Genomic DNA, 26,546 nt, shown 5'->3' with positions numbered 1-26,546 from the left:
ATTTATCGCACTGTTTGATGGCAAGAAGCCCATCGCGGTTACGAATACTTTTTGGTGCGCCGCGTCGGTGCCGTATTAGCCGGATCGTCCGGCCAGACATGCTTCGGGTAGCGCCCTTTCATCTCTTTTTGCACTTCGCGATACGCGCCCGCCCAAAACGCGCTTAAATCACGGGTGATTTGCAGCGGACGTTGCGCAGGAGAAAGTAGTTCCAGCACCAGTACCACGCGCCCTTGCGCGATAGTCGGCGTTGTCGCTTCGCCAAACATTTCTTGCATACGCACCGCCAGCGCTGGCGGGTTATCTTCGTGATAACGAATCGCTATCCGGCTTCCCGTCGGCACAGTGTAATGCGCAGGCAGCTCACTATCCAGACGTTGACGTAATGACCACGGCATCGCATTTTGTAACGCTTGCGTAACATCAAGCGCTTTCAGCTCACGCAACGAACGGATACCGCTCATTTGCGGCAATAACCACTGTTCAAGATTTTCCAGCAGCGAGGCCTCATCGACCGCTGGCCAGTCAACTTCCGGCAGCCACTTCGCCGCACAGTGTAAACGCAAGCGCAATTGCTCGGCATCCGGCGTCCAGTTCAGTACCCGTAAGCCCTTATCACGAATGCCGTTCAGCATCGCCTGATGCAACTCCTCTTCCGAGGGTTTCGCCAGCGGCTGCACTTTTAACGTTAATTGCCCTATCTGGCTGCGGCGAAACGCTTTTAACGTGCCCTGCGCCTCGTCCCACTCAACCGTGTCGGACTGCTGCAATAAATGTGGGCAGCGGGTGACAAGCGCGTCGATATCCAGCGGCAGCGCCAGCAAAATCCGCGCATCCGGCGATGCGCTACCCTGCAACAGCAGTGGCGCTATCAGCCACTCGTGACGGTTGAGCGCATCATCTGCATCCAGCGTGGCGCCCATGCCGTTCGCCAGTTGATAGCGACCTTCCTGTCCGCGACGGCGGGCAATGCGATCGGAAAAAGCGCTCGCCAGTAACGGCGCAAGTACGGTGTTGTCCGGCTCGCCCTCGCTGCTTTTCAGACGGCGAACCAGTTGGCGCGCGCGCTGCTGCCAGTTTGGCTGGTTGCGTGAAAACGCCGCGCTTAAGTCACTATTTGCGCCGCGCGGTGGCTCTTCCAGAATCGCCGCCAGCTTCGCCGCCGTGGCAATTTCGTCACGACCGTTTGCCGCCGCCAGCATCGCAGCCAGGCGCGGATCATTACCGAGCGCCGCCATGCGCTGCCCAAACGGCGTCAGCCGCCCGTCCTCAAGCGCCTGCAACTGGCTGAGTAGCTTGCGCGCCGCCGCGAGATTCACCGCCGGCGGCAGATCCAGCCAGTTAAGCTGCGCAGGATCCTGGCATCCCCACTGTATTAATTCCATCAATAGTCCGGATAAATCACTACTCAATATTTCAGGGCTGCTCTGCGCCGCCGCGCGTTCCGCCTGCTCTTTACTCAGTAAATGCACGCAAATGCCAGGCTCAAGACGACCGGCACGCCCGGCGCGCTGCGTCATCGAAGCAACACTAATGCGTTGCGTCAACAACCGGGTTAAGCCACTGCGGGCATCAAACCGCGCGACGCGCTCCTGGGCGCTATCCACCACCAGGCGAATGCCTTCGATGGTCAAACTGGTTTCGGCAATATTGGTAGCAAGCACCACTTTTCGCTGCCCGGCAGGCGCGGGCAAAATGGCTTTGCGCTGCTCACTGAGCGGCAGCGCGCCATAAAGCGGGCAGAGGAGTACATCGCTGCCGACGCGGGAAACCAGTTGCTCCTGGACGCGCTGGATTTCACCAACACCGGGTAAAAACAGCAGCAGCGAACCGGTTTCATTACGCAGTAATTCCGCTGTCGCCTGGGCTATCGCCTCGTCAAAACGGAGATGGGTCGGTAAAGGCTGATAGCGTTGCTCAACCGGATAGGCACGCCCAGCAGAAACAATGGCTGGCGCATCCGGCAGCAGCGCTTGTAAACGGGCATTATCAAGCGTTGCCGACATCACCAGCAGTTTGAGGTCATCGCGCAACCCTTGCTGCACGTCCAGCAGCAATGCCAGGGCGAGGTCCGCTTGCAGACTGCGCTCGTGAAACTCATCGAGGATCACCAGCCCTACGCCGCTGAGTTCTGGATCTCGTTGGATCAACCGCGTCAAAATCCCTTCTGTCACCACTTCGAGCCGGGTATTTGGCCCCACGCAGGTTTCCGCACGCATCCGGTAACCCACGGTTTCGCCAGGTTTTTCATCAAGCAACTCCGCCAGCCGCTGTGCCACATTGCGTGCCGCCAACCGACGCGGTTCAAGCAGCAAAATACGGCCAGTAATGTCGCCTTGTTGCAGCAGTTGCAACGGCAACCAGGTCGATTTCCCTGCGCCGGTGGGCGCACTTAACAGCACCTGTGGCGCAGCGCGCAAGGCAGAAAGAATCTCGGGCAGAACTGCGGCGACTGGCAGTGAGGACACAAAAGCTCCGGAGGGTTAACATAAGCCGGCCAGCAGTATAACATCGCCGTAAACCTTTGACCTCGAGCCTGCCATGTCTGAACCTAAAAGGCTGTTTTTCGCCCTTGAACTCCCTGCGGATATTCAGACGCAGGTGGTGCAATGGCGCGCACAGCAGTTCCCGCCGGATGCGGGGCGACCGATTGCAGCGGCGAATCTGCATCTGACGCTGGCGTTTCTCGGTGAAATCAGCGCGGAAAAACAGCGCGCGCTGGAAGCGCTGGCCGGACGGATACGCCAGCCCGGTTTCACGCTCACGCTGGATGATGCCGGACAATGGCTGCGCTCGCGCGTTGTCTGGCTTGGTTCACGCCAGCCGCCGCGCGGGCTGCTGCAACTGGCGGATATGCTCCGCGCCCAGGCTTCCCGCAGCGGGTGCTACCAAAGCCCGCAGCCGTTTCACCCCCACATTACGCTGCTGCGCGACGCCAGCCACGCTGTCACCATTCCGCCGCCGGGTTTTCGCTGGTCATTCCCGGTGACAGCGTTTGCCTTGTATGAATCGCAATTTATCCAGGGTCGAACCCGCTACACGCCGTTGCATCGCTGGACGCTTAAAAAATAAGGATTTTCCATGGATTTTTCCCCGCCGCTTAAATCCGCGACGCTGATTCAGCGTTACAAACGCTTCCTTGCGGATGTGGTCACGCCTGAAGGGGAAACCCTCACGCTGCATTGCCCAAATACCGGTGCGATGACCGGTTGCGCGACGCCAGGCGACACGGTCTGGTATTCCACGTCGAATAATCCTAAGCGCAAATATGCCCATACGTGGGAATTATCCCAAACCCAACAGGGGGCATTTATTTGCGTCAATACTCAGCGGGCAAATATGCTGACAAAAGAAGCAATACTTGCTGACCAGGTGCCTGAACTCAGCGGATATAGCACGCTGAAAAGCGAAGTAAAATATGGTGCGGAAGGTAGCAGAATTGATTTTCTGTTACAGGCGGATGACCGGCGCAACTGCTATATTGAAGTGAAATCGGTCACGCTCGCCGAGCAGCAGTCAGGCTACTTCCCGGATGCAGTCACCCTGCGAGGACAGAAGCATTTACGGGAATTAATGAGCGTCGCGGCCAACGGCGATCGCGCGGTAATTCTGTTTGCTGTTCTGCACTCCGCCGTTGAACATTTTTCTCCGGCACGCCATATTGACGAGGAATACGCACGATTATTGAATGAGGCACAACACCGGGGCGTAGAAGTTATCGCTTATAAAGCGGAACTTTCTGCCGATAATATCACTCTTAAGTTGCCACTACCTTTTACGGTATAAAGGCAAGCTTTTGACGAGTAAGTGATTTGGTCGCGTGCGCAAATACGCTTTTCTTCACAGGGTTGTCAAGTGTTACGTTTAGATATTTGCCATCCGTAAAAGCATCTGCTATTTATAGCGGCCTGATTTTTCCCCCACACGGGGATCGATAGTGCGTGTTAAGGAGAAGCAACATGCAAGAAGGGCAAAACCGTAAAACATCGTCCCTGAGTATTCTCGCCATCGCTGGGGTGGAGCCGTATCAAGAGAAACCGGGCGAAGAGTATATGAACGAAGCCCAGCTGGCGCACTTCAAGCGTATTCTTGAAGCATGGCGTAATCAACTTAGGGATGAAGTCGATCGCACCGTCACGCACATGCAGGACGAAGCAGCTAACTTCCCCGATCCGGTCGACCGTGCCGCTCAGGAAGAAGAGTTCAGCCTCGAACTGCGTAACCGTGATCGCGAGCGCAAGTTGATTAAAAAGATCGAGAAGACGCTGAAAAAAGTGGAAGACGAAGATTTCGGTTTCTGCGAATCCTGTGGCGTTGAAATTGGTATCCGTCGTCTGGAAGCACGTCCGACTGCCGACCTGTGCATCGACTGCAAAACCCTGGCGGAAATCCGCGAAAAACAGATGGCGGGTTAATCCCCTGACGTCTTCAACGGCGCACCGCTAAGGCGTGGTGCGCCCTATACGGCGGGATCGATTCCCGCCTATATTTTTGCCAGCGACATGCCTGAATCACACTATATTGGGCGCTTTGCGCCATCCCCATCCGGTGAACTGCATTTTGGTTCGTTAATTGCTGCTCTCGGCAGCTATCTGCAAGCCCGCGCCAGCCACGGCAGCTGGCTTGTTCGCATCGAAGATATCGATCCCCCCAGAGAAGTTCCCGGCGCGGCAAACACCATTCTTCGCCAGCTTGAGCATTATGGTCTGCACTGGGACGGCGATGTGCTGTGGCAATCCCGGCGCCATGACGCCTACCGCGAGGCGCTCGCCACCTTACAACGCAACGGGCTGAGCTATTTTTGTACCTGCACGCGCGCGCGCATCCAAAGCATTGGCGGCACGTACGACGGGCATTGCCGGACATTTCAAAATGGCCCGCAAAACGCCGCCGTACGACTGGTACAGCAGCATGCGGTGCTGCACTTCGACGATAAATTACGCGGGCGCATTACCGCCGACGAAAAACTGGCGCGGGAAGATTTTATTATTCACCGCCGTGACGGATTGTTTGCCTACAACCTTGCTGTGGTGGTCGATGACCATTTTCAGGGCGTCACGGAAATTGTGCGCGGCGCGGATCTGATAGAACCCACGGTGCGGCAAATCTCCCTTTATAACCAGTTTGGCTGGCCGGTGCCGGCATACATTCATTTGCCGCTGGCGCTCAATGAGCAGGGAAATAAGCTTTCCAAGCAAAACCACGCCCCCGCGTTGCCGGAAGGCGATCCGCGCCCGGTAATAATCAGGGCTTTACAATTTTTGAACCAGGATGTAACAAATGAGTGGCAGGATCTGCGCATCGACGCACTGCTGCAAAAAGCGGTGGAAAACTGGACGCTTTGCCGAGTGCCAGATGCCGTGGATGCGAATACAGCATTCTCAAACGGCTCGCGCTGAGCTATGATTAGCCGCTATTTTTTTGTCCTGACGTTTGACACTACCGAGGTGTACTATTTTTACCCGAGTCGCTAATTTTTGCCGCAAGGTGCTAAGCCGCGAAGAGAGCATGGTCGTTGAGGCTATGGCCCAACCGCAGATGACGGTTATTCCGCGTGAGCAGCACGCTATTTCCCGCAAAGATATCAGTGAAAATGCGCTCAAGGTGCTCTATCGTCTGAATAAAGCGGGCTACGACGCTTACCTGGTAGGCGGCGGCGTGCGCGATTTATTGCTGGGCAAAAAACCAAAAGATTTTGACGTGACCACCAGCGCAACGCCGGATCAGGTGCGTAAACTGTTCCGCAACTGCCGCCTGGTTGGCCGCCGCTTCCGCCTCGCGCATGTGATGTTCGGGCCGGAAATCATTGAAGTCGCCACGTTCCGTGGTCATCACGACGAACAACAAACCGATCGCACCATCTCCCAGCGCGGGCAGAATGGCATGCTGCTGCGCGACAACATTTTCGGTTCCATCGAAGAAGATGCCCAGCGCCGCGACTTCACCATCAACAGCCTTTATTACAGCGTTGCTGATTTCACCGTACGTGATTACGTCGGCGGTATGCGTGATTTAGAAGAAGGTGTGATTCGCCTGATCGGCAACCCGGAAACCCGCTATCGCGAAGATCCGGTGCGCATGCTGCGCGCGGTGCGTTTTGCCGCTAAGCTCAATATGCGTATCAGCGAAGAGACCGCCGAGCCGATCCCGCGCCTGGCAACGCTGATTAACGATGTTCCTCCGGCGCGCCTGTTTGAGGAATCGCTGAAACTGTTGCAGGCCGGCTACGGTTACGAAACCTGCCGTTTACTACGCGAATATGGCCTGTTCCAGCCGCTGTTTCCCAGCATCACCCGCTACTTCACCGAAAAAGGCGACAGCCCGATGGAGCGGATTATTGAGCAGGTGCTGAAGAATACCGACAACCGCATTCGCAACGACATGCGCGTCAACCCGGCGTTTTTGTTTGCTGCCATGTTCTGGTATCCGCTGCTGGAAAACGCCCAGCGCATTACCCAGGAAGGCGGGCTTGCCTATTACGATGCTTTCGCGCTGGCGATGAACGACGTGCTGGATGAAGCGTGCCGTTCACTGGCGATCCCGAAACGCATCACCACGCTGATCCGTGATATCTGGCAGTTGCAGTTGCGGATGTCCCGTCGCCAGGGCAAGCGCTCATGGAAACTGATGGAACACCCGAAATTCCGCGCGGCTTATGATTTACTGGCGCTGCGCGCCGAAGCCGAAAATAACGGCGAACTGCAACGTCTGGCGAAATGGTGGGGTGAATTCCAGGTTTCCGCACCGCCAGCCCAGAAAGATATGCTCAATGATTTAGGTGATGAACCGGCAGAACGCCGTCGCCACCGCCGTCCGCGCAAACGCGCGCCGCGCCGCGAAGGTAGTGCATGACCCTCGCGTATATCGCGCTTGGCAGTAACCTGGCCTCACCGCTCGACCAGGTTAACGCCGCGATTACTGCCCTCGGAGAGATCCCTCAAAGCCGCATCGTGGCGGTCTCTTCGTTATATCGCACTCCCCCGCTTGGCCCGCCGGATCAACCGGACTATCTCAACGCCGCCGTGGCGCTGGAAACCGCCCTTACGCCGGAAATCCTGCTGGATCACACGCAACGCATTGAACTCCAGCAAGGCCGCGTGCGTAAAGCAGAACGTTGGGGGCCGCGCACGCTCGATCTTGATATCATGCTGTTTGGCGATCTCACCCTGAATACCGAACGCCTGACGGTGCCGCACTACGACATGAAAAACCGTGGTTTTATGCTGTGGCCGCTGTTTGAAATTGCGCCGGATCTGCACTTTCCGGACGGCACATCGTTGCAGGAAATTCTTACAAACCTGAACGCGCCAAAACCCGACGCCTGGTAATCTCCCGCTTTCTTCGCGCCCCGCGCTCACCGCTTGCCTAAAATCATTGCCCACCTGATGGTTGCTGCTAGAATGCGCCAGAATCGCTTTCGACTATCAGGAAACGCTATGAAACCCACCACCATCTCCTGGCTGCACAAGTGCAAGCAGGAAAAAAGACGCTTCGCCACTATCACCGCATACGACTACAGCTTCGCGAAACTGTTTGCCGAAGAAGGGATTAACGTGATGCTGGTTGGTGATTCGTTAGGGATGACGGTACAAGGTCACGACTCCACCCTGCCGGTAACGGTTGCCGATATCGCTTATCACACGCAGGCTGTTCGCCGTGGCGCACCGGCCTGCCTGCTGCTCGCCGATCTGCCGTTTATGGCCTATGCCACGCCAGAGCAGGCGTTTGAAAACGCCGCCGTGGTCATGCGCGCAGGTGCCAATATGGTGAAAATCGAAGGCGGCCGCTGGCTGGCGCCGACGGTGAAAATGCTGACCGAGCGCGCCGTGCCGGTGTGCGGCCACCTGGGTCTGACGCCGCAGTCCGTTAATATTTTCGGTGGTTATAAAGTTCAGGGGCGCGGCGACGCAGCACAAGGGCTGCTTGACGATGCACTGGCGCTGGAAGCCGCAGGCGCGCAGCTGCTGGTGCTGGAGTGTATTCCCGTCGAGCTGGCGCAGCGTATCACAGCGGCGTTAACCATTCCGGTAATTGGTATTGGCGCAGGCAATGTCACCGACGGACAGATTCTGGTGATGCATGACGCGTTCGGCATTACCGGCGGACATATCCCGAAATTCGCGAAAAATTTCCTCAGTGAAGCAGGCGACATGCGCGCAGCGGTCAGGCAGTATGTTGCCGACGTCGAATCCGGAGCTTATCCGGGTGAAGAACACAGTTTCCATTAAGGAGCTTAGTTGTGTTGATTATTGAAACCCTCCCGCTGCTGCGCCAGCACATCCGCAGACTGCGTCAGGAAGGCAAGCGTATTGCGCTGGTGCCAACGATGGGCAACCTGCACGATGGCCATATGAAGCTGGTCGACGAAGCGAAAACCCGTGCCGATGTGGTGGTAGTGAGTATTTTCGTTAACCCAATGCAGTTCGACCGCCCGGATGATTTAGTGCGTTACCCGCGCACCTTGCAAGAAGATTGCGAAAAGCTGAACAAGCGCAAAGTCGATCTGGTTTTCGCCCCCGCACCAGCAGACATCTACCCGCAGGGCACCGACACCCAAACCTATGTTGATGTGCCAGGTATCTCCACCATGCTGGAAGGCGCAAGCCGTCCGGGTCATTTCCGCGGCGTGTCGACCATCGTCAGCAAACTGTTCAACCTGGTACAACCGGATATCGCCTGCTTTGGCGAGAAGGATTACCAGCAATTGCAGCTGATCCGCAAAATGGTGGCCGACATGGGCTACGACATTGAGATTGTCGGCGTGCCGACCGTACGCGCAAAAGATGGCCTCGCGCTGAGTTCACGTAATGGCTATCTCACCGCCGAACAGCGCAAAATCGCCCCAGCGCTCAGCAAAGTGATGAATTCGATTGCCGATAAACTGCTGGCAGGCGAGCGCAATGAAGAGGAGCTGATTGCCATTGCCGGACAGGAGATCAACGACGCGGGTCTGCGCGCCGATGATATTCAGATCCGCGATGCGGATACGCTGCTGGCGCTCTCTGAGGGCAGTAAACGCGCGGTGATTTTGATGGCGGCATGGCTCGGCCAGGCGCGACTTATCGACAACAAAGTGGTTGAGTTAGCCCGCTAGACAGGGCGAAAAAATCGGGCAATACTCCACTCCTGGCTTGCCCTTACGCCCGCCAGGACGTGGCGCGAGCACACGAGGGATTTGCAGGGAGCCGCCCTCCATTTTCAGGTTAATTATCAGTAATGAAGGTTTAACTTATGATTCGCACGATGCTGCAAGGCAAGCTCCACCGCGTCAAAGTGACGCAGGCCGACCTGCACTACGAAGGTTCCTGCGCGATTGACCAGGATTTCCTTGAGGCGGCCGGTATTCTGGAATACGAAGCCATCGACATTTATAACGTGACCAACGGCAAACGCTTTTCTACCTACGCGATTGCCGGCGAGCGCGGTTCACGCATTATCTCGGTTAACGGTGCGGCAGCGCACTGCGCAGACGTCGGCGATATCCTGATTATCGCCAGCTACGTCACCGTGCCGGATGAAGTTGCCCGTAACTGGCAGCCGAAAGTGGCCTATTTTGATGGCGACAACGAGATGAAACGCACCGCGAAAGCCGTGCCGGTTCAGGTTGCCTGATGCCCTACCCCTGCGGCTGATTACTGATCAGCCGCGACATTGTCTCCAGCGAATCCGTTCTCAGCACGTACAACCGTTTCAGTAAAAACGGGTTATCTCCCGGTTTCACCTTGCCACGCACTGTGGTCACCGCCAGATGAAAACCTGCGTCATTCGCCGCTTTCACCGCTTTATCGTCATAGACGCCAAAAGGATAGGCCAGATAGAGCACATGCGGATTGAACTGCGCCAGCGCGCGGCGTGAGCGTTTAAAATCGAACAAAATATTGTGGTAGTTACGGCTAAGCAAAATCGGGTGCATCGCTTCATCAACCCGGTGCAGGAAATGGGTATGTGACTGCACATCGAACACATCCTGAATCTGATTCAGCTCCGACACGCTCATAAACTGCAGGAATTTCGGGTCCCACGGCTGCGGCTTGAGCTTGATGCGTGACGAAATGATAAACGCCGTCGCTTTAAAGCCGTATTCGCGCAGGATTGGCCAAGCGTAACGGCTGACCGATTTCAGCCCATCATCAAAGGTGATCACTACTGAACGCGCAGGCAAATTCATACGGTTACGCACATAACCTTCCAGTTGATACATCGACAACGTGGTGTAACCCTGATCGCGCAGCCAGGTCATCTGGTTGGTAAAAGCACGTACTGACGTAGTGGTCGAGGTGTGGCGAAAGCGGGTATTTTCTTCATCGCGCAAGATGTGGTGATAAGTCAGTACCGGAATGCCGTTGTCTTCTTGTGCATCCAGGCTGCTGATCCACGCCAGCCGGTTGCCGATGCGGATCTGAAACCAGGTCTGGTTCAGGCGGTCTTTCAGCTTATCGATTATCGGGTAACGCAAGTTTTCCGCCAGCGTGCCAACCTGCTTACTGGTGATATCCGGCGACGTGTAGAGCGGCGTATCCTGCCAGGTGATCAGGTTTTGGTTACTGAGCGGCTTATTCAGATCGCCAAGCGTATCTTCTACCCGTTCATTACCTGACACCGTGCCAAGATGGCCTCTGTCGATAAACCCGCTACCGAAGCCAAAGCGAAACGCGTAATAATCTTCCGCCCCCGGCACCACCGCCAGGATCTGCCCGGCGCGAATATTGCCGACGGTTACGACTCTGTCCCCTACCTGCGCCCAGATATCGGCATCTTCGGTGGTTTGCATATAGCGCGCGGGAATGCGTTGTTCGCTGACAATACTGGCAGACGCGCTCCAGGCAACCAGCAACAGCATAAGGGTAATCAAACGAGACATGAGACGGACCGAATAGAAAAACTGCACCTATTGTAGCAACAGAACGGGAGAAACCAACGGCAATGAGCAGGCTAAAAAACAGCCTAATCCTGAGGATTGGCTCTCTTCCAGAGAAGAGAGCCGTTGCGTTATGACTTAGCTACGCAGCCCGCGCCCGCGGTTGATCAGATACCAGCACAGCAGGTAAAAGGCGATGATAAACACCACCAGTACCCCGACGGTGGTAAACAGCGGCACATCGGAAATGCCGAGGAAACCAAAACGGAAGCCGCTAATCATATAAACGATCGGGTTGAGGTGCGACAGCGCCTGCCAGAATGGCGGCAGCAGCGTCAGGGAATAGAACACCCCGCCCAGATACGTCAGCGGCGTCAGCACAAAGGTCGGGATCAGGCTGATGTCATCAAAGGTTTTGGCAAATACCGCATTCAACAGCCCGGCCAGTGAAAACAGCACCGCCGTCAGCAGCAACGTCAGACCAACAAACAACCACGAATGCACCTGAAACGGCACGAAAAACAGCGAAACCGCCGTTACCAGGATGCCCACACACAGCCCGCGCGCCACACCGCCGCCAACATACCCGGCGATAATGACATGCGTTGGTACCGGCGCCACCAGCAGTTCCTCGATATTGCGCTGGAACTTGGCGCTAAAGAATGACGATGCCACGTTGGCATACGCGTTGGTGATCACCGCCATCATGATTAAGCCAGGCACGATAAACTGCATGTAGGTAAAGCCGTGCATTTCACCGATACGCGAACCGATCAGGTTGCCGAAAATAATAAAGTAGAGCGTCATGGTGATCACCGGCGGCACCAGTGTTTGCACCCAAATGCGCATAAAACGCTGGATCTCTTTGTACCAGATACTCTTCAGCGCCACCCAGAACAGCTGCATCATGCGCTTTCTCCTTTTCTGTCATGAACCAGCGTGACAAACAGCTCTTCGAGACGGTTAGCTTTGTTACGCATACTCAATACCTGCACCCCCTGCGCGCTAAGCTGGCTGAACACGCTGTTCACGCCCTGCTCGCGCAACACTTCCACCTCCAGCGTGGAGGTGTCCACCAGCCGGTATTGATACCCTTCCAGCTTCGGCAGCGGGCTTTTCGGCGCTAAATCGAGAATAAACGTCTCGGATTTCAGCTTCGACAGCAGCGCTTTCATTGAGGTATTTTCAATCAGATCGCCACGCTGAATGATGCCGATGTTGCGACACAGCATCTCGGCTTCTTCCAGATAGTGCGTCGTCAGAATGATGGTGGTGCCTTTATCGTTGAGATCTTTCAAAAAGCCCCACATTGAGCGACGCAGTTCAATATCGACACCCGCGGTTGGCTCGTCGAGGATCAGCAGTTTTGGCTCATGCATCAGCGCGCGGGCAATCATCAGGCGACGCTTCATACCACCGGAAAGCATCCGCGCACGTTCGTTGCGTTTTTCCCACAAGTCGAGCTGATTGAGGTACTTTTCGCTACGCACGAGCGCATCTTTACGATCGACGCCGTAGTAACCTGCCTGGTTGACGACAATCTGCTGCACGGTTTCAAACGGGTTAAAGTTGAACTCCTGCGGCACCAGCCCCAGTTGGCGTTTCGCGTTCACCACGTCTTTTTCGAGGTCGTAACCAAAGACGCTAACGCGCCCGGAAGATTTATTTACCAGCGAACTGATAATGCCAATGGTGGTGGATTTGCCGGCACCATTTGGTCCGAGAAGCGCGTAGAAATCGCCCGCTTCTACTTGTAAATCAATGCCGCGCAGCGCCTGAACGCCGCCCGGATAGGTTTTTTTAAGCTGCTCAAGCTCCAGTGCAATGGTCATGAATTATCACTTACCTGTTTTCTTACACTCGATGTGTGGTTTAAAAAGACGGAGAGTTCACCTATATTAGCGCAACGCACTTATCTGGTTACAGGTCGTTAACCTCCATGAAAGACATAGATACACTCATCAGCAACAATGCACTATGGTCAAAAATGCTGGTGGAAGAAGATCCTGGATTTTTCGAAACACTGGCGCAAGCACAGAAGCCGCGCTTTCTCTGGATTGGATGCTCCGACTCACGCGTGCCCGCAGAACGTCTTACCGGGCTCGAACCGGGTGAACTGTTTGTACACCGAAATGTTGCAAACCTGGTTATCCATACCGATCTCAACTGCCTCTCCGTGGTGCAGTACGCGGTGGATGTGCTGGAAGTTGAGCACATTATCATCTGCGGTCACTACGGTTGCGGCGGCGTACAAGCGGCGGTTGAAAACCCGGAACTGGGTCTAATCAACAACTGGCTGCTGCACATTCGCGATATCTGGTTTAAACATAGCTCGCTGCTGGGCGAAATGCCGCCGGAGCGTCGTCTCGACACGCTGTGCGAGTTGAACGTGATGGAACAGGTCTATAACCTGGGCCATTCAACCATCATGCAATCCGCGTGGAAACGTGGCCAGAAAGTGACCATTCACGGCTGGGCCTACGGTATTCACGATGGTCTGTTGCGCAATCTGGACGTCACCGCCACTAACCGCGAAACGCTGGAACAGCGCTATCGCCAGGGCGTGTCAAACCTGAGCCAGAAGCACAGCAACCACAAATAACAATCGGGGCCATTATTGGCCCCGTTTTTTTACTCGTCCAGCATCACCACTTTGCCGACATACGGCAGATGACGATAACGCTGCGCGTAATCAATTCCGTAACCCACCACAAACTCGTCCGGGATAGCAAAACCGACGAATTCGACCGGCACATCCACTTCACGACGCGACGGTTTATCCAGCAGGGTACAAATCGCCAGCGATTTTGGCTCGCGCAGGCGCAGGATCTCGCGCACTTTCGACAGCGTGTTACCCGAATCGATAATGTCTTCAACGATCAGCACGTCTTTGCCACGAATATCTTCGTCGAGATCTTTGAGGATTTTCACATCACGAGTGGTGGACATGCCGCTGCCGTAGCTGGAGGCGGTCATAAAATCGACTTCGTGCGACACCTGCACTTCACGGCACAGGTCAGCCATGAACATAAACGAACCGCGTAGTAACCCAACCAGCACCATTTCGCTGCCGCTATCTTTATAACGCTCAGTGATTTGACGACCCAGCTCAGCGATACGCGCTTTGATCTCCGCTTCCGGGATCATCACTTCAACAGTGTGTTTCATTTTACTAACCATATGATTTAAAGAGTAAATCACTCAATACCGGCACTTAAACCAGTGATTGAAACGCAAGGTGCGCAGTATACCAGCAAAAAGATTGTTACGTGTTATTCCGCTACAAAGCTCATTTTGTGATGACGGTCACACTTGTTAACTCCTATAATTACTTGCTATCAAAATATTAACAAATCAACGGATGTGTTTTATGGCGGAAACAAAAACTCAACAGTCGCGGCTGCTTGTCACGCTGACGACGCTCTTTGCAGCCTTCTGCGGGCTGTATCTTTTAATGGGTGGGGTCTGGCTCGTTAGCATTGGCGGTTCCTGGTACTACCCCATCGCCGGTCTGGTCATGCTCGGCGTAACATGGCTATTGTGGAAAGGGAAGCGCGCCGCGCTGTGGCTGTATGCCGCCCTGCTGCTGGCAACCATGATTTGGGGCGTGTGGGAAGTCGGTTTCGACTTCTGGGCGCTGACGCCGCGTAGCGACATTCTCGTCTTCTTTGGTATCTGGCTGATTCTCCCGTTTGTCTGGCGGCGGTTGATTGTGCCATCCAGCGGTGCGGTAGCCGCGCTGGTGGTGGCGCTGTTAATTAGCGGCGGCATTCTCACCTGGGCGGGTTTCAACGATCCGCAAGAAGTTCACGGCACCCTGAGCGCCGATGCCACACCGGCAGCGCCAATTTCACAGGTAGCCGATGGTGACTGGCCAGCCTATGGTCGTAACCAGGAAGGCCAGCGTTACTCGCCGCTGAAACAGATCAATGCCGATAACGTGAAAAACCTGAAGGAAGCCTGGGTGTTCCGCACCGGCGACCTGAAAATGCCAAACGATCCCGGTGAAATCACCAACGAAGTAACGCCAATCAAAGTGGGCGACACGCTGTTCCTGTGTACCGCGCACCAGCGTTTGTTTGCGATTGATGCCGCCACCGGCAAAGAGAAGTGGCACTTCGATCCGCAGTTGAACACCAATCCTTCGTTCCAGCACGTGACCTGCCGCGGCGTTTCGTATCATGAAGCCCGTGCCGATAACGCCAGCCCGGATGTAGTCGCTGACTGCCCGCGCCGCATTATTCTGCCGGTGAACGATGGCCGTCTGTTTGCATTGAATGCGGATAACGGCAAGCTGTGCGAAACCTTTGCCAACAAAGGGATCCTGAATCTGCAGACCAATATGCCGGACACCACGCCGGGTCTGTATGAGCCAACGTCTCCGCCGATCATCACCGATAAAACCATCGTGATTGCCGGTTCGGTAACGGATAACTTCTCGACCCGTGAAACCTCTGGCGTTATCCGTGGTTTCGACGTGAACACCGGGAAATTGCTGTGGGCCTTCGATCCGGGCGCGAAAGATCCGAACGCGATCCCGTCGGATGAACACACCTTCACCTTTAACTCGCCGAACTCATGGGCGCCTGCGGCCTATGACGCAAAACTGGATTTAGTCTATCTGCCGATGGGCGTGACCACTCCGGATATCTGGGGCGGCAACCGCACGCCGGAACAGGAGCGCTATGCCAGCTCGATCGTTGCGCTGAATGCCACCACCGGTAAGCTCGCCTGGAGCTACCAGACCGTACACCACGACTTGTGGGATATGGATATGCCGTCCCAGCCGACGCTGGCGGACATTACCGTGAACGGTAAAACCGTGCCGGTTATCTACGCTCCGGCGAAAACCGGTAACATTTTCGTCCTCGATCGTACCAACGGTAAGCTGGTCGTTCCGGCGCCGGAAAAACCGGTTCCGCAAGGCGCGGCAAAAGGCGATTACGTAGCCAAAACCCAGCCCTTCTCCGACCTGAGTTTCCGTCCGAAGAAAAACTTAAGCGGCGCGGATATGTGGGGCGCCACCATGTTCGACCAACTGGTGTGCCGCGTGATGTTCCACCAGATGCGCTATGAAGGTATCTTCACGCCGCCATCTGAGCAGGGCACGCTGGTATTCCCGGGTAACCTGGGAATGTTCGAATGGGGCGGTATCTCCGTTGATCCAAACCGTCAGGTGGCGATTGCCAACCCAATGGCGCTGCCGTTTGTGTCAAAACTGATCCCGCGCGGTCCAGGCAACCCGATGGAGCCGCCGAAAGATGCGAAAGGCACCGGTTCGGAATCCGGTATTCAGCCGCAGTATGGCGTGCCGTTTGGCGTGACGCTGAACCCGTTCCTCTCGCCATTTGGTCTGCCTTGTAAACAACCGGCATGGGGTTACATTTCCGCACTGGATCTGAAAACCAACCAGGTGGTATGGAAAAAACGTATTGGTACACCGCAAGACAGCATGCCGTTCCCGATGCCGGTTCCGGTGCCGTTCAATATGGGGATGCCGATGCTCGGCGGCCCAATTTCCACCGCCGGTAATGTGCTGTTTATCGCTGCGACAGCAGATAACTACCTGCGCGCTTATAACATGAGCAACGGTGAGAAACTGTGGCAGGGTCGTTTGCCGGCTGGTGGCCAGGCAACACCGATGACTTATGAAGTGAATGGCAAGCAGTACGTGGTCATTTCTGCAGGTGGTCACGGTTCGTTCGGCACCAAGATGGGTGACTATATTGTCGCTTACGCGCTGCCGGATGACGCAAAGTAATCCCACCGCTCCCTGAACGGGAGAGATAAACGCTACTGACCATAAAAAATCCCCTCTGCCGTCTGGCATGAGGGGATTTTCTTTTCTGTGACCGTTAGCCGCCGGATGAAGCGGAACGTTAAGCGTTAAACCGTAAACCCTAACATCATCCCGGTATCTTCATGTTCCAGCAGGTGGCAGTGCGCCATATACGCAAATTCTTTCGGCGCGTCATGCTGGAAACGCACTAACACTTCGCTGCGTGCGCCATACACTTCAACCGTATCTTTCCAGCCTGCGCGATGTGCCGCTGGCGGTTTGCCATTTTCCGACAGAATGCGGAACTGCGTGCCGTGAATATGGAACGGGTGCAACATCATGTCGCCTTCGCCGGAAATCACCCAGCGCTCATATTGCCCTTTCTGCGCGGCAAATTGCGGCGTCGCCATATCAAACGCTTTGCCGTTGATGCGGTTGGCATTGTGGAAATCAAAGCCTTTGCCGCCGTGGTTCATCTGGCCGCTATCCATTTGCATGTTACCCATCTGGCTATGATCCATCTGCCCATGGTTCATCTGGCCATGACCCATTTGCATATTGCCCATCTGCCCGTGGCCCATCATCCCGGCCATCGCGCTATCGCCATACTTCTGCTGTAGCGCCTGCATGCCCATCATGTCGAGCATCGGATCCATCGACAGCTGCAAGGTGCGCTGCGTTAATCCTTCAAGCGCCGGTAAACCCGGCAGTGTCGCCAGCGTATCCGGTAACGTGCCGGAAGCCGTCACCTGTAACGGCTGGATGCGCAGCACTGGTTGCGGCTGGTCAAACGGCGCAACGGTCATCCCCATCTGCTGAACCGGTAAGGTCAGCAGATCAAACGGCTTACCATTGCTGGTATCAACCAATACTTCAAAGCGCTCGCCCATCAGCACCGGTAATTCGCTTACTTTCACCGGTTCACTGAGCAAACCGCCGTCGCTTGCTACCACATACAACGGGCGTTGATCGCTGGTGGCAAACTTCAGTGAACGCGCATTGCAGCCATTCAATAAACGCAAGCGCAGCCAGCCACGCGGGGCGGAATGCTGCGGATAAATGGCACCATTGGTGAGCAACGTATCGCCAAACCAGCCAACGGCCGCGCTCATCACATCCAGTTGGTAGTCAATCTGGCCGTTGGCGGTGAATTTTTTGTCCTGCACGATAACCGGCACGTCATCAATGCCCCACTGCTGCGGCAGGCGCAATTTACGGCTGTTCTCATCCTCAATCAGCACCAGCCCCGCCAGCCCCATCGCAACTTGTCGACCAGTTTTGCCGTGTTGATGCGGGTGGAACCAGCATGTCGCCGCCTGCTGTGTCGGGGTAAAGGTCACGGTTCGGCTACCACCGGGTTTAATAATGCCTTGCGGCCCACCATCGACCTCGCCCGGCACCTCAACGCCGTGCCAGTGCACGGTGGTCTCTTCGGCCAGCGTATTGCGGATCTCAACGGTCACCTCGCGCCCCTGACGGAGCTGAAGCGCCGGGCCTAACAGTGCACCGTTGTATCCCCAGGTAGCGGCGCGTTTATTGCCAAACAGGGTTTCACCTGCCTGCACCGTTAACGCGATACGGTTTTGCGCGTCGGCAGTGAGTAATGGCGGGACGGGCAATGCGGGGCGCTCAGCGGCGAACAGCGAACGGCTCCATAACGGCAGCGCGCTCATCGCCCCCAGCGCAGCGGAATATTTCAAGAAATCTCGGCGTTGCATGGGCATTTCCTTATCGATTGCAGGTCATCTTTTGAGCTTAAACCCTCCCCCTGCCGGAAGGTCAAGAAAAGAGGCAATAATAAATATCGTCGCCATATCCGGACTGTGCTAACGTTTAAATTCCGTTACGCCGTGGTAGAAATAATGAAGACGTTTTTCAGAACAATTGTCCTGGGCAGCTTGCTGGCTGTCTCCGCCAACAGTTACGCCCTGAGTGAATCCGAAGCTGAAGACATGGCCGATCTCACGGCAGTGTTTGTATTTTTGAAAAACGACTGCGGTTATAACAACTTACCGAATGGGCAGATCCGCCGCGCACTGGTTTTTTTTGCCCAGCAAAACCAGTGGGATCTCAGCAACTATGACACGTGGGACATGAAATCGCTTGGCGAAGAGAGTTACCGCGATCTCAGCGGTATTGGCATTCCGACCGCGAAAAAATGTAAAGCCCTCGCCCGCGACTCCCTGAGCCTGCTCGCCTACGTCAAATAACGGTGAACTTTTGACCGTGCATCGCTAATCAGAGTTAGCTATGATGTTGCGCCCGTTTTTCGCGGGTGTTAACAAAGGAGCTACCGATGGCCGATAACAACGTATGGCAAGAGACGCTGCACGACCATTTTGGTCAATACTTTGCCGTTGATAAGGTGCTGTATCACGAAAAGACCGATCATCAGGATCTGATTATTTTCGAGAACGCCGCTTTTGGCCGCGTTATGGCGCTGGATGGCGTGGTGCAAACCACCGAACGCGACGAGTTTATCTATCACGAAATGATGACCCATGTTCCGCTGCTGGCGCACGGCCACGCGAAACACGTGCTAATCATCGGCGGCGGCGACGGCGCGATGCTGCGCGAAGTCACCCGCCATAAAAATATTGAAACCATCACCATGGTAGAAATCGACGCTGGCGTCGTCTCTTTCTGCCGTCAGTATCTGCCAAAACACAATGCAGGCGCCTATGACGATCCGCGTTTTACGCTGGTGATCGACGACGGCGTGAATTTTGTTACTCACACTGACCAAACGTTTGACGTGATTATCTCGGACTGTACCGATCCTATCGGGCCTGGCGAGAGCTTATTCACCTCTGCGTTTTATGAAGGCTGCAAACGCTGCCTGAACCCTGGCGGGATCTTCGTTGCGCAAAACGGCGTCAGCTTCTTACAGCAAGATGAAGCGGTCGACAGCCACCGCAAGCTCGGTCACTATTTCAGCGATGTCGGCTTCTATCAAGCGGCGGTGCCAACCTATTACGGCGGCATTATGACGTTCGCCTGGGCCACGGATAACGAAGCACTGCGCCATCTCTCAACCGAGATCATTGCCGCTCGTTTCCGCAGCGCCAATCTCATCTGCCGTTACTACAACCCGGCGATTCACACGGCGGCTTTTGCCCTGCCGCAATATTTACATGATGCACTGGCTGCACAGTAACACTAAGGGGGTGATAAAAATTGAAAAAGCTTAAACTACATGGCTTTAACAACCTGACCAAAAGCCTGAGTTTTTGTATCTACGACATTTGCTACGCCAAAACCGCAGAAGAGCGTGATGGCTATATTGCCTATATCGATGAACTCTACAACGCCAACCGTTTGACGGAGATCCTCACGGAAACCTGTAACATCATTGGCGCGAATATTTTGAACATTGCCCGCCAGGATTACGAGCCGCAAGGTGCGAGCGTAACCATTCTGGTGAGCGAAGAGCCTGTCGACCCGCAACTTATCGACAAAACAGAGCACCCTGGCCCGCTGCCGGAAGCGGTCGTCGCGCATCTGGATAAAAGCCATATCTGCGTGCACACCTACCCGGAAAGCCACCCGGAAGGCGGTTTGTGCACTTTCCGCGCGGATATTGAAGTCTCAACCTGCGGCGTGATTTCACCGCTGAAAGCGCTGAATTACCTGATCCACCAGCTCGAATCCGATATCGTCACCGTCGACTACCGCGTGCGCGGCTTTACCCGCGACGTCAACGGCCTGAAACACTTTATCGATCATGAGATTAATTCGATTCAGAACTTTATGTCGGATGACATGAAATCGCTGTATGACATGGTGGACGTCAACGTATACCAGGAAAATATCTTCCATACCAAGATGTTGCTTAAAGAGTTCGACCTTAAGCACTACATGTTTCATACCAAACCGGAAGATTTAACGCCGCAAGAACGCAAAGAGATCACGGAAGCGCTGTGGAAAGAGATGCGCGAGATCTACTACGGCCGCAACATTCCGGCCGTGTAACGCAGCAGGGGCGCAAGGACGCGCCCTGATTAACGCTGCTGGAGGAATTGCCGGTAAGCCGCCACCACCTGAAGAAAATCCTCAACGCCGCACAGCGACAGGCTCTCTTCGTCGTAGTAACTCATTCCCTCTTCCATTTCATCGCCGGAAAATTCCAGCTGGTTCGCGCGAATCATCACCTCTTCGCCATCCAGCCACAGCGTGTACTCATGACCCGCGCGTTGCCAGGAACGTTCACTGCCTTTCACCGTTTTCGCCGCCTGCTCCACTTCATCGAGCAGCGCCAGGTTCTCTTTCACTTCTTCATTGAACCAGTGCCCCACCACTTCGTGGCCCATCGACATGCGCACCTTTACCACGCCGGTGATATCACGCAAAAATTCGTAATCCATAATCGCTTCCTCATGCAGGCCAGATAGCCGCCTATGCAGTAATTATCGCAGCACAATACAAGAAAAAAAGCGCAGCGGCCGGAAGCGAGGAAAAATAACCGCTCAGGCGTGGAGAAAATAAGCGCGGCAGGCGTTTTAGCGACGGGAATAAAAACAGGCGGGCAAAAAAAAGCCACCCCGCAGGGTGGCCTTCGTTATCAGACGGCAGTCTGGAAAATCACGCCGTCCGCTTTTTCGGTGTACTGGTTCAACTGGTCAAAGTTGAGGTAACGGTAAGTATCGACAGCGGTTTTATCCACCTGCGCCATAAAGTTGAGATACTCATCCGGCGTTGGCAGTTTACCGATCAGCGCCGAAACCGCCGCCAGCTCCGCAGAAGCCAGGTAGACGTTCGCACCGGTACCTAAACGGTTCGGGAAGTTACGGGTCGAGGTGGACACCACCGTCGCGCCGTCTGCGACACGCGCCTGGTTACCCATGCACAGGGAGCAACCCGGGATCTCAATACGCGCCCCGCTCTTACCAAACACGCTGTAGTAACCCTCTTCGGTTAGCTGCGCGGCGTCCATACGGGTCGGCGGCGCAACCCACAGGCGGGTCGGCAACTGGCCTTTATGGCTGTCCAGTAGTTTACCGGCAGCGCGGAAGTGACCGATGTTGGTCATGCAGGAACCGATGAACACTTCGTCGATGCTCGCGCCCTGAACGTCAGAGAGCAGACGCGCATCGTCCGGATCGTTCGGCGCACAGAGGATCGGCTCTTTGATTTCCGCCAGATCGATATCGATCACCGCCGCGTATTCCGCGTCGGCATCCGCTTCCAGCAGTTGCGGATCGGCCAGCCATTTCTCCATGCCCTGGATACGGCGCTCCAGCGTACGGCGGTCACCGTAGCCTTCGGCAATCATCCACTTCAGCAGCACGATGTTGGAGTTCAGATACTCGATAATCGGCTCTTTGTTCAGCTTAATGGTACAACCGGCAGCGGAACGCTCAGCAGAGGCATCGGTCAGCTCAAACGCCTGCTCGACTTTCAGATCCGGCAGACCTTCGATCTCCAGAATGCGACCGGAGAAGATGTTTTTCTTGCCCTTCTTCTCAACGGTCAGCAGACCCTGTTTGATCGCATACAGCGGGATCGCATGCACCAGATCGCGCAGCGTAATGCCCGGCTGCATTTTGCCTTTAAAGCGCACCAGCACCGATTCCGGCATATCCAGCGGCATCACGCCGGTCGCGGCGGCAAACGCCACCAGACCAGAACCCGCCGGGAAGGAGATACCAATCGGGAAACGGGTATGCGAATCGCCACCGGTACCAACCGTATCCGGCAGCAGCATACGGTTCAGCCACGAGTGGATAACGCCGTCGCCCGGACGCAGAGAGACACCGCCACGGTTCATAATGAAGTCCGGCAGCGTGTGGTGCGTGGTCACGTCAACCGGCTTCGGATACGCCGCCGTGTGGCAGAAGGACTGCATCACCAGATCGGACGAGAAGCCCAGGCACGCCAGGTCTTTCAGCTCATCACGCGTCATCGGCCCGGTGGTGTCCTGAGAACCCACAGAGGTCATTTTTGGTTCACAGTAAGCGCCAGGGCGGACACCGTCCACGCCGCAGGCACGACCAACCATTTTTTGCGCCAGCGAATAACCGCGGTTGCTTTCGGCCACATCTTTCGCCTGACGGAAAACGTCGCTGTGCGGCAGGCCCAGCGCTTCACGCGCTTTGGTGGTCAAGCCACGACCGATAATCAGCGGAATACGGCCACCGGCGCGCACTTCGTCAATCAGCACTTCGGTTTTCAGCTCAAAGCTCGCCAGCAGTTCGCCGGTTTCGTGATTACGTACTTCGCCTTTGAACGGGTAAACGTCAATCACGTCGCCCATGTTCAGGCTGTTTACATCCACTTCGATCGGCAACGCGCCGGCATCTTCCATGGTGTTAAAGAAAATTGGCGCAATTTTTCCGCCCAGCACCAGGCCGCCGCCGCGTTTGTTCGGCACAAACGGAATGTCGTCGCCCATAAACCACAGCACCGAGTTGGTGGCGGATTTACGCGAAGAACCGGTGCCCACAACGTCGCCCACATAGGCCAGCGGGAAACCTTTTTTCGCCAGCTGCTCGATCTGTTTGATCGGACCAACGCTACCCGGCTGATCCGGCTCAATGCCTTCACGGGCGTTTTTCAGCATCGCCAGCGCGTGCAGCGGGATATCCGGGCGCGACCAGGCATCCGGTGCCGGGGAGAGATCATCGGTGTTGGTTTCGCCCGTGACTTTGAACACGGTAACGGTGATTTTCTCGGCCAGCGCCGGGCGGCTCAGGAACCATTCGGCATCGGCCCAGGACTGCATCACCTGTTTGGCGTACGCGTTGCCCGCTTTCGCTTTCTCTTCCACGTCGTAGAAGTTATCGAACATCAGCAGCGTGTGAGACAAGGCTTTGGCGGCGATCGGCGCGAGCTTTTCGCTTTCCAGTGCGTCAATCAGCGGGTGAATGTTATAGCCGCCCTGCATGGTGCCCAGCAGTTCAATCGCTTTTTCAGGGGTAACCAGTGGGGAGGTGGCATCGCCTTTGGCGATAGCGGCAAGGAAACCTGCTTTTACATAGGCAGCTTCATCAACGCCCGGTGGGACACGGTTAGCCAGCAGGTCAATCAGAAACTCTTCTTCGCCAGCAGGCGGATTCTTCAGCAGCTCGACAAGCCCTGCCATTTGGGTTGCATCTAATGGTTTTGGCGCAATCCCCTCAGCGGCACGTTCAGCTACGTGCTTACGGTATTCTTCTAGCACGACGGTTCTCCTCGCTCTCATTGTCATAATGCGGCAGGCGTTTCTCTTCACGCTCCTGTGAGACAGCAGTTTGTAGGGTAAATCCGCGAACCGCGTCGGGCAGCATAGCAGGATTTTCAGGGGGTGTTAATCTGTTTACAAAAAAGCAACATTAAATACTTGCTGAATCGTTAAGGACGGAATAAAGCAGGCGGGAGAAGGTTTTAACGACAGAGAATCCTCACCCACTGGAATGAAAAACGGCCCCGCAGGGCCGTTTCGTTACGCAGCTGTTACGCCGAACCTAACAACGAACGCACGTTACTGTTGGAATACTTTTCCGGGGTGACGGTTTGATCAACCAATTTATCCAGCACGTATTTTTGCACTGTTGAACGGTTGTTCACCTGCTCGTTATGACCGACGCTTGCCAGTTGCCCGCGACCGTTATAGTTGAGCGTGGTGGTGTTCTCTTCATCGTTTTCCACCAGATGGTAGAAGTAGTTTTGCGACGACTTCATTTTGTTCAGCGCCAGCGGAATCGACGGGTCGATAGCCTCATGCCAGGCGGCGCTCAGATGGCTGCGCGTCGTCTGTTTTATGGTTTTTGAGCCGTCATCGCGCGCCTGCTCTTCGGAAGACTGCGAGGCGGTATAAGCGAAGCGATCTTTCTCTTCTTCATGCAACGGGTTAGGTGATTTCTCGGTTTGTACGAGCGACAGCGAAAAATCATTCAGCCCGCTTAATTGCGAAACGCCGCTCGTATCAAGAGTGAGATTTTGGCCTGGAGTGACGTTGGCGCTTTGCGCATCGCGAGTGGTGTTCAGTGCGCGGAAGACGGATTTCATCGCTTCCATCTGACCACGATCGCCATTACCGGCAATACGCGCTTTATCGAATTTATCGTCATATGCTTTCAGCGCCAGCTGCTGTTGGCCGTAGCTCCCGGAGAGCGCAGGTTTGGACATATCGCTGCTCATCTTCAGCGAGTAGTCGCCATCCTGGTAGGCAACGGAGCGCGCTTTGTCATCGGCATGGAAATTAAGCGACTGCAGCGAATCATCGCCATTGCGGATATCGGTTTTCAGATCGACGGATTTCAACCGATTACTATCAAAGTTGGTTAAACCGGTGATATCCAGTTTCGGCGGTTGCTGCCCCAGCCCGCTGAGCGCTTTACTTAACGCGTTGCCGAGGTTCGCCACTGCCGCCGCATCATCATCATTTAGCGCGTCGCCCTCCGTTTTCACCTCAACCGCGATGCCATTGTCCTGCTGGGTCATGGTCAGGTGAACGGTCGAGCCGGATTTGGTGGCAATGCTGAGCGTCACCGCAGATTTATTCGCACCGGCACTGGCACCCAATTCAGCGCTCACCCCAGTCAATGCCTGGGTAAAATCGCCACGGTTCTCTTTCAGGTTGTCAAGCAGCGCGCTGCCAAGCCCAGCCATTGAGGAAACCGAAGCACCGCCCAGGGCCGATTGCATCAGCCCTTCGATAATAGGGTTGGACTGCTGTGCGACATTGGTGCTCATTTTTTTCGGTGACAGGCTATAAACCGCCGAAATCTCTGAAGTCTGGCTACCGAACATCACTTTCGCCGAGGTGTTATTGTTGGCGACGGCGTTATTGCTGTTGGCGGCACGAGCAGCAGCGCCAACCTGTGTTGTCGCGCTCACGCGCGTCACAGAAGGCAGCTGTAAGGCAAAACTAAGTCCGCGGATCATGACGATGAAACTCCCTCTCTCACCGATAGTGGTAGTCATCTAACATCGGCAGTTTTTGCACAATCTTTATACTTTGCGGATGAAATCTCTAAATTCATCACGAGATGCAATAAAAAAAGCGAGCCAGTTACCTGACTCGCCTATTTTAGGCTACCCATGCATTCCTTATGTGGGATGCAAAGACGGCTTACATAATGTTAGCGACTGATTTCGCCAGTTGAGCTTCGAGAGCCGGTTTGGCTTCTTCGAATTTCAGGTTCACTTTGTTCGCGTTAGACACAACACGCGTCTGGTATTTCGCGCGGTTGCCTTCTTCGGTGCTGGTTTGCAGCTTGATACCGGAAGTACCCTGACGCAGCGCCGCCACGTTGTCGGTAGTCACTTTCGCTTTGCTACGCTCAGAGATTTGCAGGTCGGTCACCATAGTGAAGTTGACATCTTCGACCATTGCATCGGCTGCCAGGCCAATCAGGCCAGCCGCCAGACCCACGCCCAGCGCCGCGCCGGAGGAGTTGCTGTTGTACGCAGTAATACCCGCGCCAAGCGCCGCACCCATCGCCGCACCTTCGTAACCACTTTTCAGGTATCCCTGAGTTTCGCGCAGATCCATTTTGTCGGCTTTCAGCACGTTGGCCTGGATCCAGTAGTAAGCGGTATCCGGAGAAGAAGTGACTTTGTAACCTTTGTCGCCCAGCTCTTTTGACAGCAGCGTCTGCAGGTTGCTCATGTCTTTATCAGAAGTGTTTTTTACCTGGATATAAACGGTTTTCTCAGAGGAGGGTTCCAGCCAGATGGTCTGGCTCATCTGGGTTTTCACTTCCAGATTACGTTTTTTCACCGCCGTGGTCATCGCGCCACAACCCGATAACACGAACGCAGCCAATACCACACCGACGACAGCGATTTTTTTATAAGACATAACGATTCCTTTTTTCATTCCAAACCAGGGATAAGAACTACAAATGCGGCAAACGCCGGACGGGAGCAATGAAACGAGGAAAAGTCACACAGTCCATGTCATGACGGAGCCAGAGGTGCGGGCTT

General features: G+C 55.2%; 24 protein-coding genes. 14 read left to right on the top strand and 10 right to left on the bottom strand.

Annotated features, from left to right (window positions below):
* Nucleotides 1-38 precede the first annotated feature (38 nt).
* A complete protein-coding gene (gene hrpB, locus ACFX4U_RS15390; protein WP_313510096.1) occupies nt 39-2,468 on the bottom strand; it encodes an ATP-dependent helicase HrpB in 2,430 nt (809 codons plus the stop codon).
* A 73-nt stretch (nt 2,469-2,541) separates the two neighbouring features.
* Between hrpB and thpR the strand changes: the two genes are divergently transcribed.
* From thpR to panD, 9 genes are all read left to right on the top strand, one after another.
* Complete coding sequence (gene thpR / locus ACFX4U_RS15385; protein WP_017457974.1) at nt 2,542-3,072, top strand: RNA 2',3'-cyclic phosphodiesterase; 531 nt, start codon at nt 2,542-2,544, stop codon at nt 3,070-3,072.
* Between the two features lie 9 nt (nt 3,073-3,081).
* A complete protein-coding gene (gene sfsA / locus ACFX4U_RS15380; protein WP_065369282.1) occupies nt 3,082-3,786 on the top strand; it encodes a DNA/RNA nuclease SfsA in 705 nt (234 codons plus the stop codon).
* 173 nt (nt 3,787-3,959) lie between these two features.
* Nucleotides 3,960-4,415 carry an RNA polymerase-binding protein DksA gene (gene dksA / locus ACFX4U_RS15375; protein ID WP_007373199.1) on the top strand — a complete coding sequence of 152 codons (456 nt, stop codon included), beginning with the start codon at nt 3,960-3,962 and terminating at the stop codon, nt 4,413-4,415.
* Between the two features lie 87 nt (nt 4,416-4,502).
* Entirely contained in the window at nt 4,503-5,399 is an 897-nt protein-coding gene (gene gluQRS / locus ACFX4U_RS15370; RefSeq protein WP_313510093.1) for a tRNA glutamyl-Q(34) synthetase GluQRS, read from the top strand.
* A gap of 55 nt (nt 5,400-5,454) precedes the next feature.
* Nucleotides 5,455-6,852, top strand: coding sequence for a polynucleotide adenylyltransferase PcnB (gene pcnB / locus ACFX4U_RS15365; RefSeq protein WP_211772901.1), 1,398 nt, complete (start codon nt 5,455-5,457; stop codon nt 6,850-6,852).
* Nucleotides 6,849-7,328 carry a 2-amino-4-hydroxy-6-hydroxymethyldihydropteridine diphosphokinase gene (folK, locus tag ACFX4U_RS15360; protein ID WP_313510862.1) on the top strand — a complete coding sequence of 160 codons (480 nt, stop codon included), beginning with the start codon at nt 6,849-6,851 and terminating at the stop codon, nt 7,326-7,328. The genes pcnB and folK overlap by 4 nt, the downstream gene beginning before the upstream one ends.
* Before the next feature lie 108 nt (nt 7,329-7,436).
* A complete protein-coding gene (panB, locus tag ACFX4U_RS15355) occupies nt 7,437-8,228 on the top strand; it encodes a 3-methyl-2-oxobutanoate hydroxymethyltransferase (RefSeq protein WP_017457970.1) in 792 nt (263 codons plus the stop codon).
* An 11-nt stretch (nt 8,229-8,239) separates the two neighbouring features.
* A complete protein-coding gene (panC, locus tag ACFX4U_RS15350; protein ID WP_200552630.1) occupies nt 8,240-9,094 on the top strand; it encodes a pantoate--beta-alanine ligase in 855 nt (284 codons plus the stop codon).
* A 137-nt stretch (nt 9,095-9,231) separates the two neighbouring features.
* A complete protein-coding gene (panD, locus tag ACFX4U_RS15345) occupies nt 9,232-9,612 on the top strand; it encodes an aspartate 1-decarboxylase (protein ID WP_017457968.1) in 381 nt (126 codons plus the stop codon).
* A 4-nt stretch (nt 9,613-9,616) separates the two neighbouring features.
* Here panD and ACFX4U_RS15340 read toward each other — a convergent pair whose 3' ends face one another.
* From ACFX4U_RS15340 to ACFX4U_RS15330, 3 genes are all read right to left on the bottom strand, one after another.
* On the bottom strand, nt 9,617-10,861 hold the full coding sequence (locus tag ACFX4U_RS15340) for a polysaccharide deacetylase family protein (RefSeq protein WP_305737085.1): 1,245 nt from the start codon (nt 10,859-10,861) through the stop codon (nt 9,617-9,619).
* A gap of 135 nt (nt 10,862-10,996) precedes the next feature.
* Complete coding sequence (locus ACFX4U_RS15335) at nt 10,997-11,767, bottom strand: ABC transporter permease (RefSeq protein WP_131408013.1); 771 nt, start codon at nt 11,765-11,767, stop codon at nt 10,997-10,999.
* Complete coding sequence (locus tag ACFX4U_RS15330; protein ID WP_305737086.1) at nt 11,764-12,690, bottom strand: ABC transporter ATP-binding protein; 927 nt, start codon at nt 12,688-12,690, stop codon at nt 11,764-11,766. The genes ACFX4U_RS15335 and ACFX4U_RS15330 overlap by 4 nt, the downstream gene beginning before the upstream one ends.
* 107 nt (nt 12,691-12,797) lie before the next feature.
* Here ACFX4U_RS15330 and can point away from each other — a divergent pair, with 107 nt between their 5' ends.
* Entirely contained in the window at nt 12,798-13,460 is a 663-nt protein-coding gene (can, locus tag ACFX4U_RS15325; RefSeq protein ID WP_200552633.1) for a carbonate dehydratase, read from the top strand.
* Nucleotides 13,461-13,489: 29 nt separating this feature from the next.
* Here can and hpt read toward each other — a convergent pair whose 3' ends face one another.
* Nucleotides 13,490-14,026, bottom strand: coding sequence for a hypoxanthine phosphoribosyltransferase (hpt, locus tag ACFX4U_RS15320; RefSeq protein WP_017457963.1), 537 nt, complete (start codon nt 14,024-14,026; stop codon nt 13,490-13,492).
* A 202-nt stretch (nt 14,027-14,228) separates the two neighbouring features.
* Between hpt and ACFX4U_RS15315 the strand changes: the two genes are divergently transcribed.
* On the top strand, nt 14,229-16,619 hold the full coding sequence (locus ACFX4U_RS15315) for a glucose/quinate/shikimate family membrane-bound PQQ-dependent dehydrogenase (RefSeq protein ID WP_305737087.1): 2,391 nt from the start codon (nt 14,229-14,231) through the stop codon (nt 16,617-16,619).
* Between the two features lie 125 nt (nt 16,620-16,744).
* Here ACFX4U_RS15315 and cueO read toward each other — a convergent pair whose 3' ends face one another.
* Nucleotides 16,745-18,355, bottom strand: a complete 1,611-nt coding sequence (gene cueO, locus ACFX4U_RS15310) for a multicopper oxidase CueO (RefSeq protein WP_313511255.1) — start codon at nt 18,353-18,355, stop codon at nt 16,745-16,747.
* Nucleotides 18,356-18,499: 144 nt separating this feature from the next.
* Between cueO and ACFX4U_RS15305 the strand changes: the two genes are divergently transcribed.
* The 3 genes from ACFX4U_RS15305 (at nt 18,500) to speD (ending at nt 20,609) form a co-directional block, all read left to right on the top strand.
* Entirely contained in the window at nt 18,500-18,847 is a 348-nt protein-coding gene (locus tag ACFX4U_RS15305) for a YacC family pilotin-like protein (protein ID WP_020456577.1), read from the top strand.
* An 86-nt stretch (nt 18,848-18,933) separates the two neighbouring features.
* Complete coding sequence (gene speE / locus ACFX4U_RS15300; protein ID WP_313511254.1) at nt 18,934-19,794, top strand: polyamine aminopropyltransferase; 861 nt, start codon at nt 18,934-18,936, stop codon at nt 19,792-19,794.
* 20 nt (nt 19,795-19,814) lie between these two features.
* Complete coding sequence (gene speD, locus ACFX4U_RS15295; protein ID WP_131408025.1) at nt 19,815-20,609, top strand: adenosylmethionine decarboxylase; 795 nt, start codon at nt 19,815-19,817, stop codon at nt 20,607-20,609.
* Nucleotides 20,610-20,638: 29 nt separating this feature from the next.
* Here speD and yacL read toward each other — a convergent pair whose 3' ends face one another.
* The 4 genes from yacL to traT form a co-directional block, all read right to left on the bottom strand.
* The gene (gene yacL / locus ACFX4U_RS15290; protein WP_017457957.1) at nt 20,639-21,001 is read right to left on the bottom strand and encodes a protein YacL; all 363 of its coding nucleotides are present in this window, start codon (nt 20,999-21,001) and stop codon (nt 20,639-20,641) included.
* Nucleotides 21,002-21,198: 197 nt separating this feature from the next.
* Nucleotides 21,199-23,796 carry a bifunctional aconitate hydratase 2/2-methylisocitrate dehydratase gene (gene acnB / locus ACFX4U_RS15285; RefSeq protein ID WP_313511253.1) on the bottom strand — a complete coding sequence of 866 codons (2,598 nt, stop codon included), beginning with the start codon at nt 23,794-23,796 and terminating at the stop codon, nt 21,199-21,201.
* 272 nt (nt 23,797-24,068) lie between these two features.
* Complete coding sequence (locus tag ACFX4U_RS15280) at nt 24,069-25,502, bottom strand: hypothetical protein (RefSeq protein WP_349350625.1); 1,434 nt, start codon at nt 25,500-25,502, stop codon at nt 24,069-24,071.
* Nucleotides 25,503-25,689: 187 nt separating this feature from the next.
* A complete protein-coding gene (gene traT / locus ACFX4U_RS15275) occupies nt 25,690-26,421 on the bottom strand; it encodes a complement resistance protein TraT (protein ID WP_305737092.1) in 732 nt (243 codons plus the stop codon).
* Between the last annotated feature and the right edge of the window lie 125 nt (nt 26,422-26,546).

Source organism: Kosakonia sp. YIM B13588 (assembly GCF_042788165.1).
Taxonomy (GTDB): domain Bacteria; phylum Pseudomonadota; class Gammaproteobacteria; order Enterobacterales; family Enterobacteriaceae; genus Kosakonia; species Kosakonia sacchari.
This window is presented reverse-complemented; position numbering and strand designations above follow the sequence as displayed.

Excerpts from the sequence above, each read along its gene's own strand:
- thpR (WP_017457974.1), top strand. The coding sequence starts at position 2,542 with ATGTCTGAACCTAAAAGGCTGTTTTTCGCCCTTGAACTCCCTGCGGAT.
- sfsA (WP_065369282.1), top strand. The coding sequence starts at position 3,082 with ATGGATTTTTCCCCGCCGCTTAAATCCGCGACGCTGATTCAGCGTTAC.
- dksA (WP_007373199.1), top strand. The coding sequence starts at position 3,960 with ATGCAAGAAGGGCAAAACCGTAAAACATCGTCCCTGAGTATTCTCGCC.
- gluQRS (WP_313510093.1), top strand. The coding sequence starts at position 4,503 with ATGCCTGAATCACACTATATTGGGCGCTTTGCGCCATCCCCATCCGGT.
- folK (WP_313510862.1), top strand. The coding sequence starts at position 6,849 with ATGACCCTCGCGTATATCGCGCTTGGCAGTAACCTGGCCTCACCGCTC.
- panB (WP_017457970.1), top strand. The coding sequence starts at position 7,437 with ATGAAACCCACCACCATCTCCTGGCTGCACAAGTGCAAGCAGGAAAAA.
- panD (WP_017457968.1), top strand. The coding sequence starts at position 9,232 with ATGATTCGCACGATGCTGCAAGGCAAGCTCCACCGCGTCAAAGTGACG.
- ACFX4U_RS15340 (WP_305737085.1), bottom strand. The coding sequence starts at position 10,861 with ATGTCTCGTTTGATTACCCTTATGCTGTTGCTGGTTGCCTGGAGCGCG.
- ACFX4U_RS15335 (WP_131408013.1), bottom strand. The coding sequence starts at position 11,767 with ATGATGCAGCTGTTCTGGGTGGCGCTGAAGAGTATCTGGTACAAAGAG.
- ACFX4U_RS15330 (WP_305737086.1), bottom strand. The coding sequence starts at position 12,690 with ATGACCATTGCACTGGAGCTTGAGCAGCTTAAAAAAACCTATCCGGGC.
- can (WP_200552633.1), top strand. The coding sequence starts at position 12,798 with ATGAAAGACATAGATACACTCATCAGCAACAATGCACTATGGTCAAAA.
- hpt (WP_017457963.1), bottom strand. The coding sequence starts at position 14,026 with ATGAAACACACTGTTGAAGTGATGATCCCGGAAGCGGAGATCAAAGCG.
- ACFX4U_RS15315 (WP_305737087.1), top strand. The coding sequence starts at position 14,229 with ATGGCGGAAACAAAAACTCAACAGTCGCGGCTGCTTGTCACGCTGACG.
- cueO (WP_313511255.1), bottom strand. The coding sequence starts at position 18,355 with ATGCAACGCCGAGATTTCTTGAAATATTCCGCTGCGCTGGGGGCGATG.
- ACFX4U_RS15305 (WP_020456577.1), top strand. The coding sequence starts at position 18,500 with ATGAAGACGTTTTTCAGAACAATTGTCCTGGGCAGCTTGCTGGCTGTC.
- speE (WP_313511254.1), top strand. The coding sequence starts at position 18,934 with ATGGCCGATAACAACGTATGGCAAGAGACGCTGCACGACCATTTTGGT.
- yacL (WP_017457957.1), bottom strand. The coding sequence starts at position 21,001 with ATGGATTACGAATTTTTGCGTGATATCACCGGCGTGGTAAAGGTGCGC.
- ACFX4U_RS15280 (WP_349350625.1), bottom strand. The coding sequence starts at position 25,502 with ATGATCCGCGGACTTAGTTTTGCCTTACAGCTGCCTTCTGTGACGCGC.
- traT (WP_305737092.1), bottom strand. The coding sequence starts at position 26,421 with ATGTCTTATAAAAAAATCGCTGTCGTCGGTGTGGTATTGGCTGCGTTC.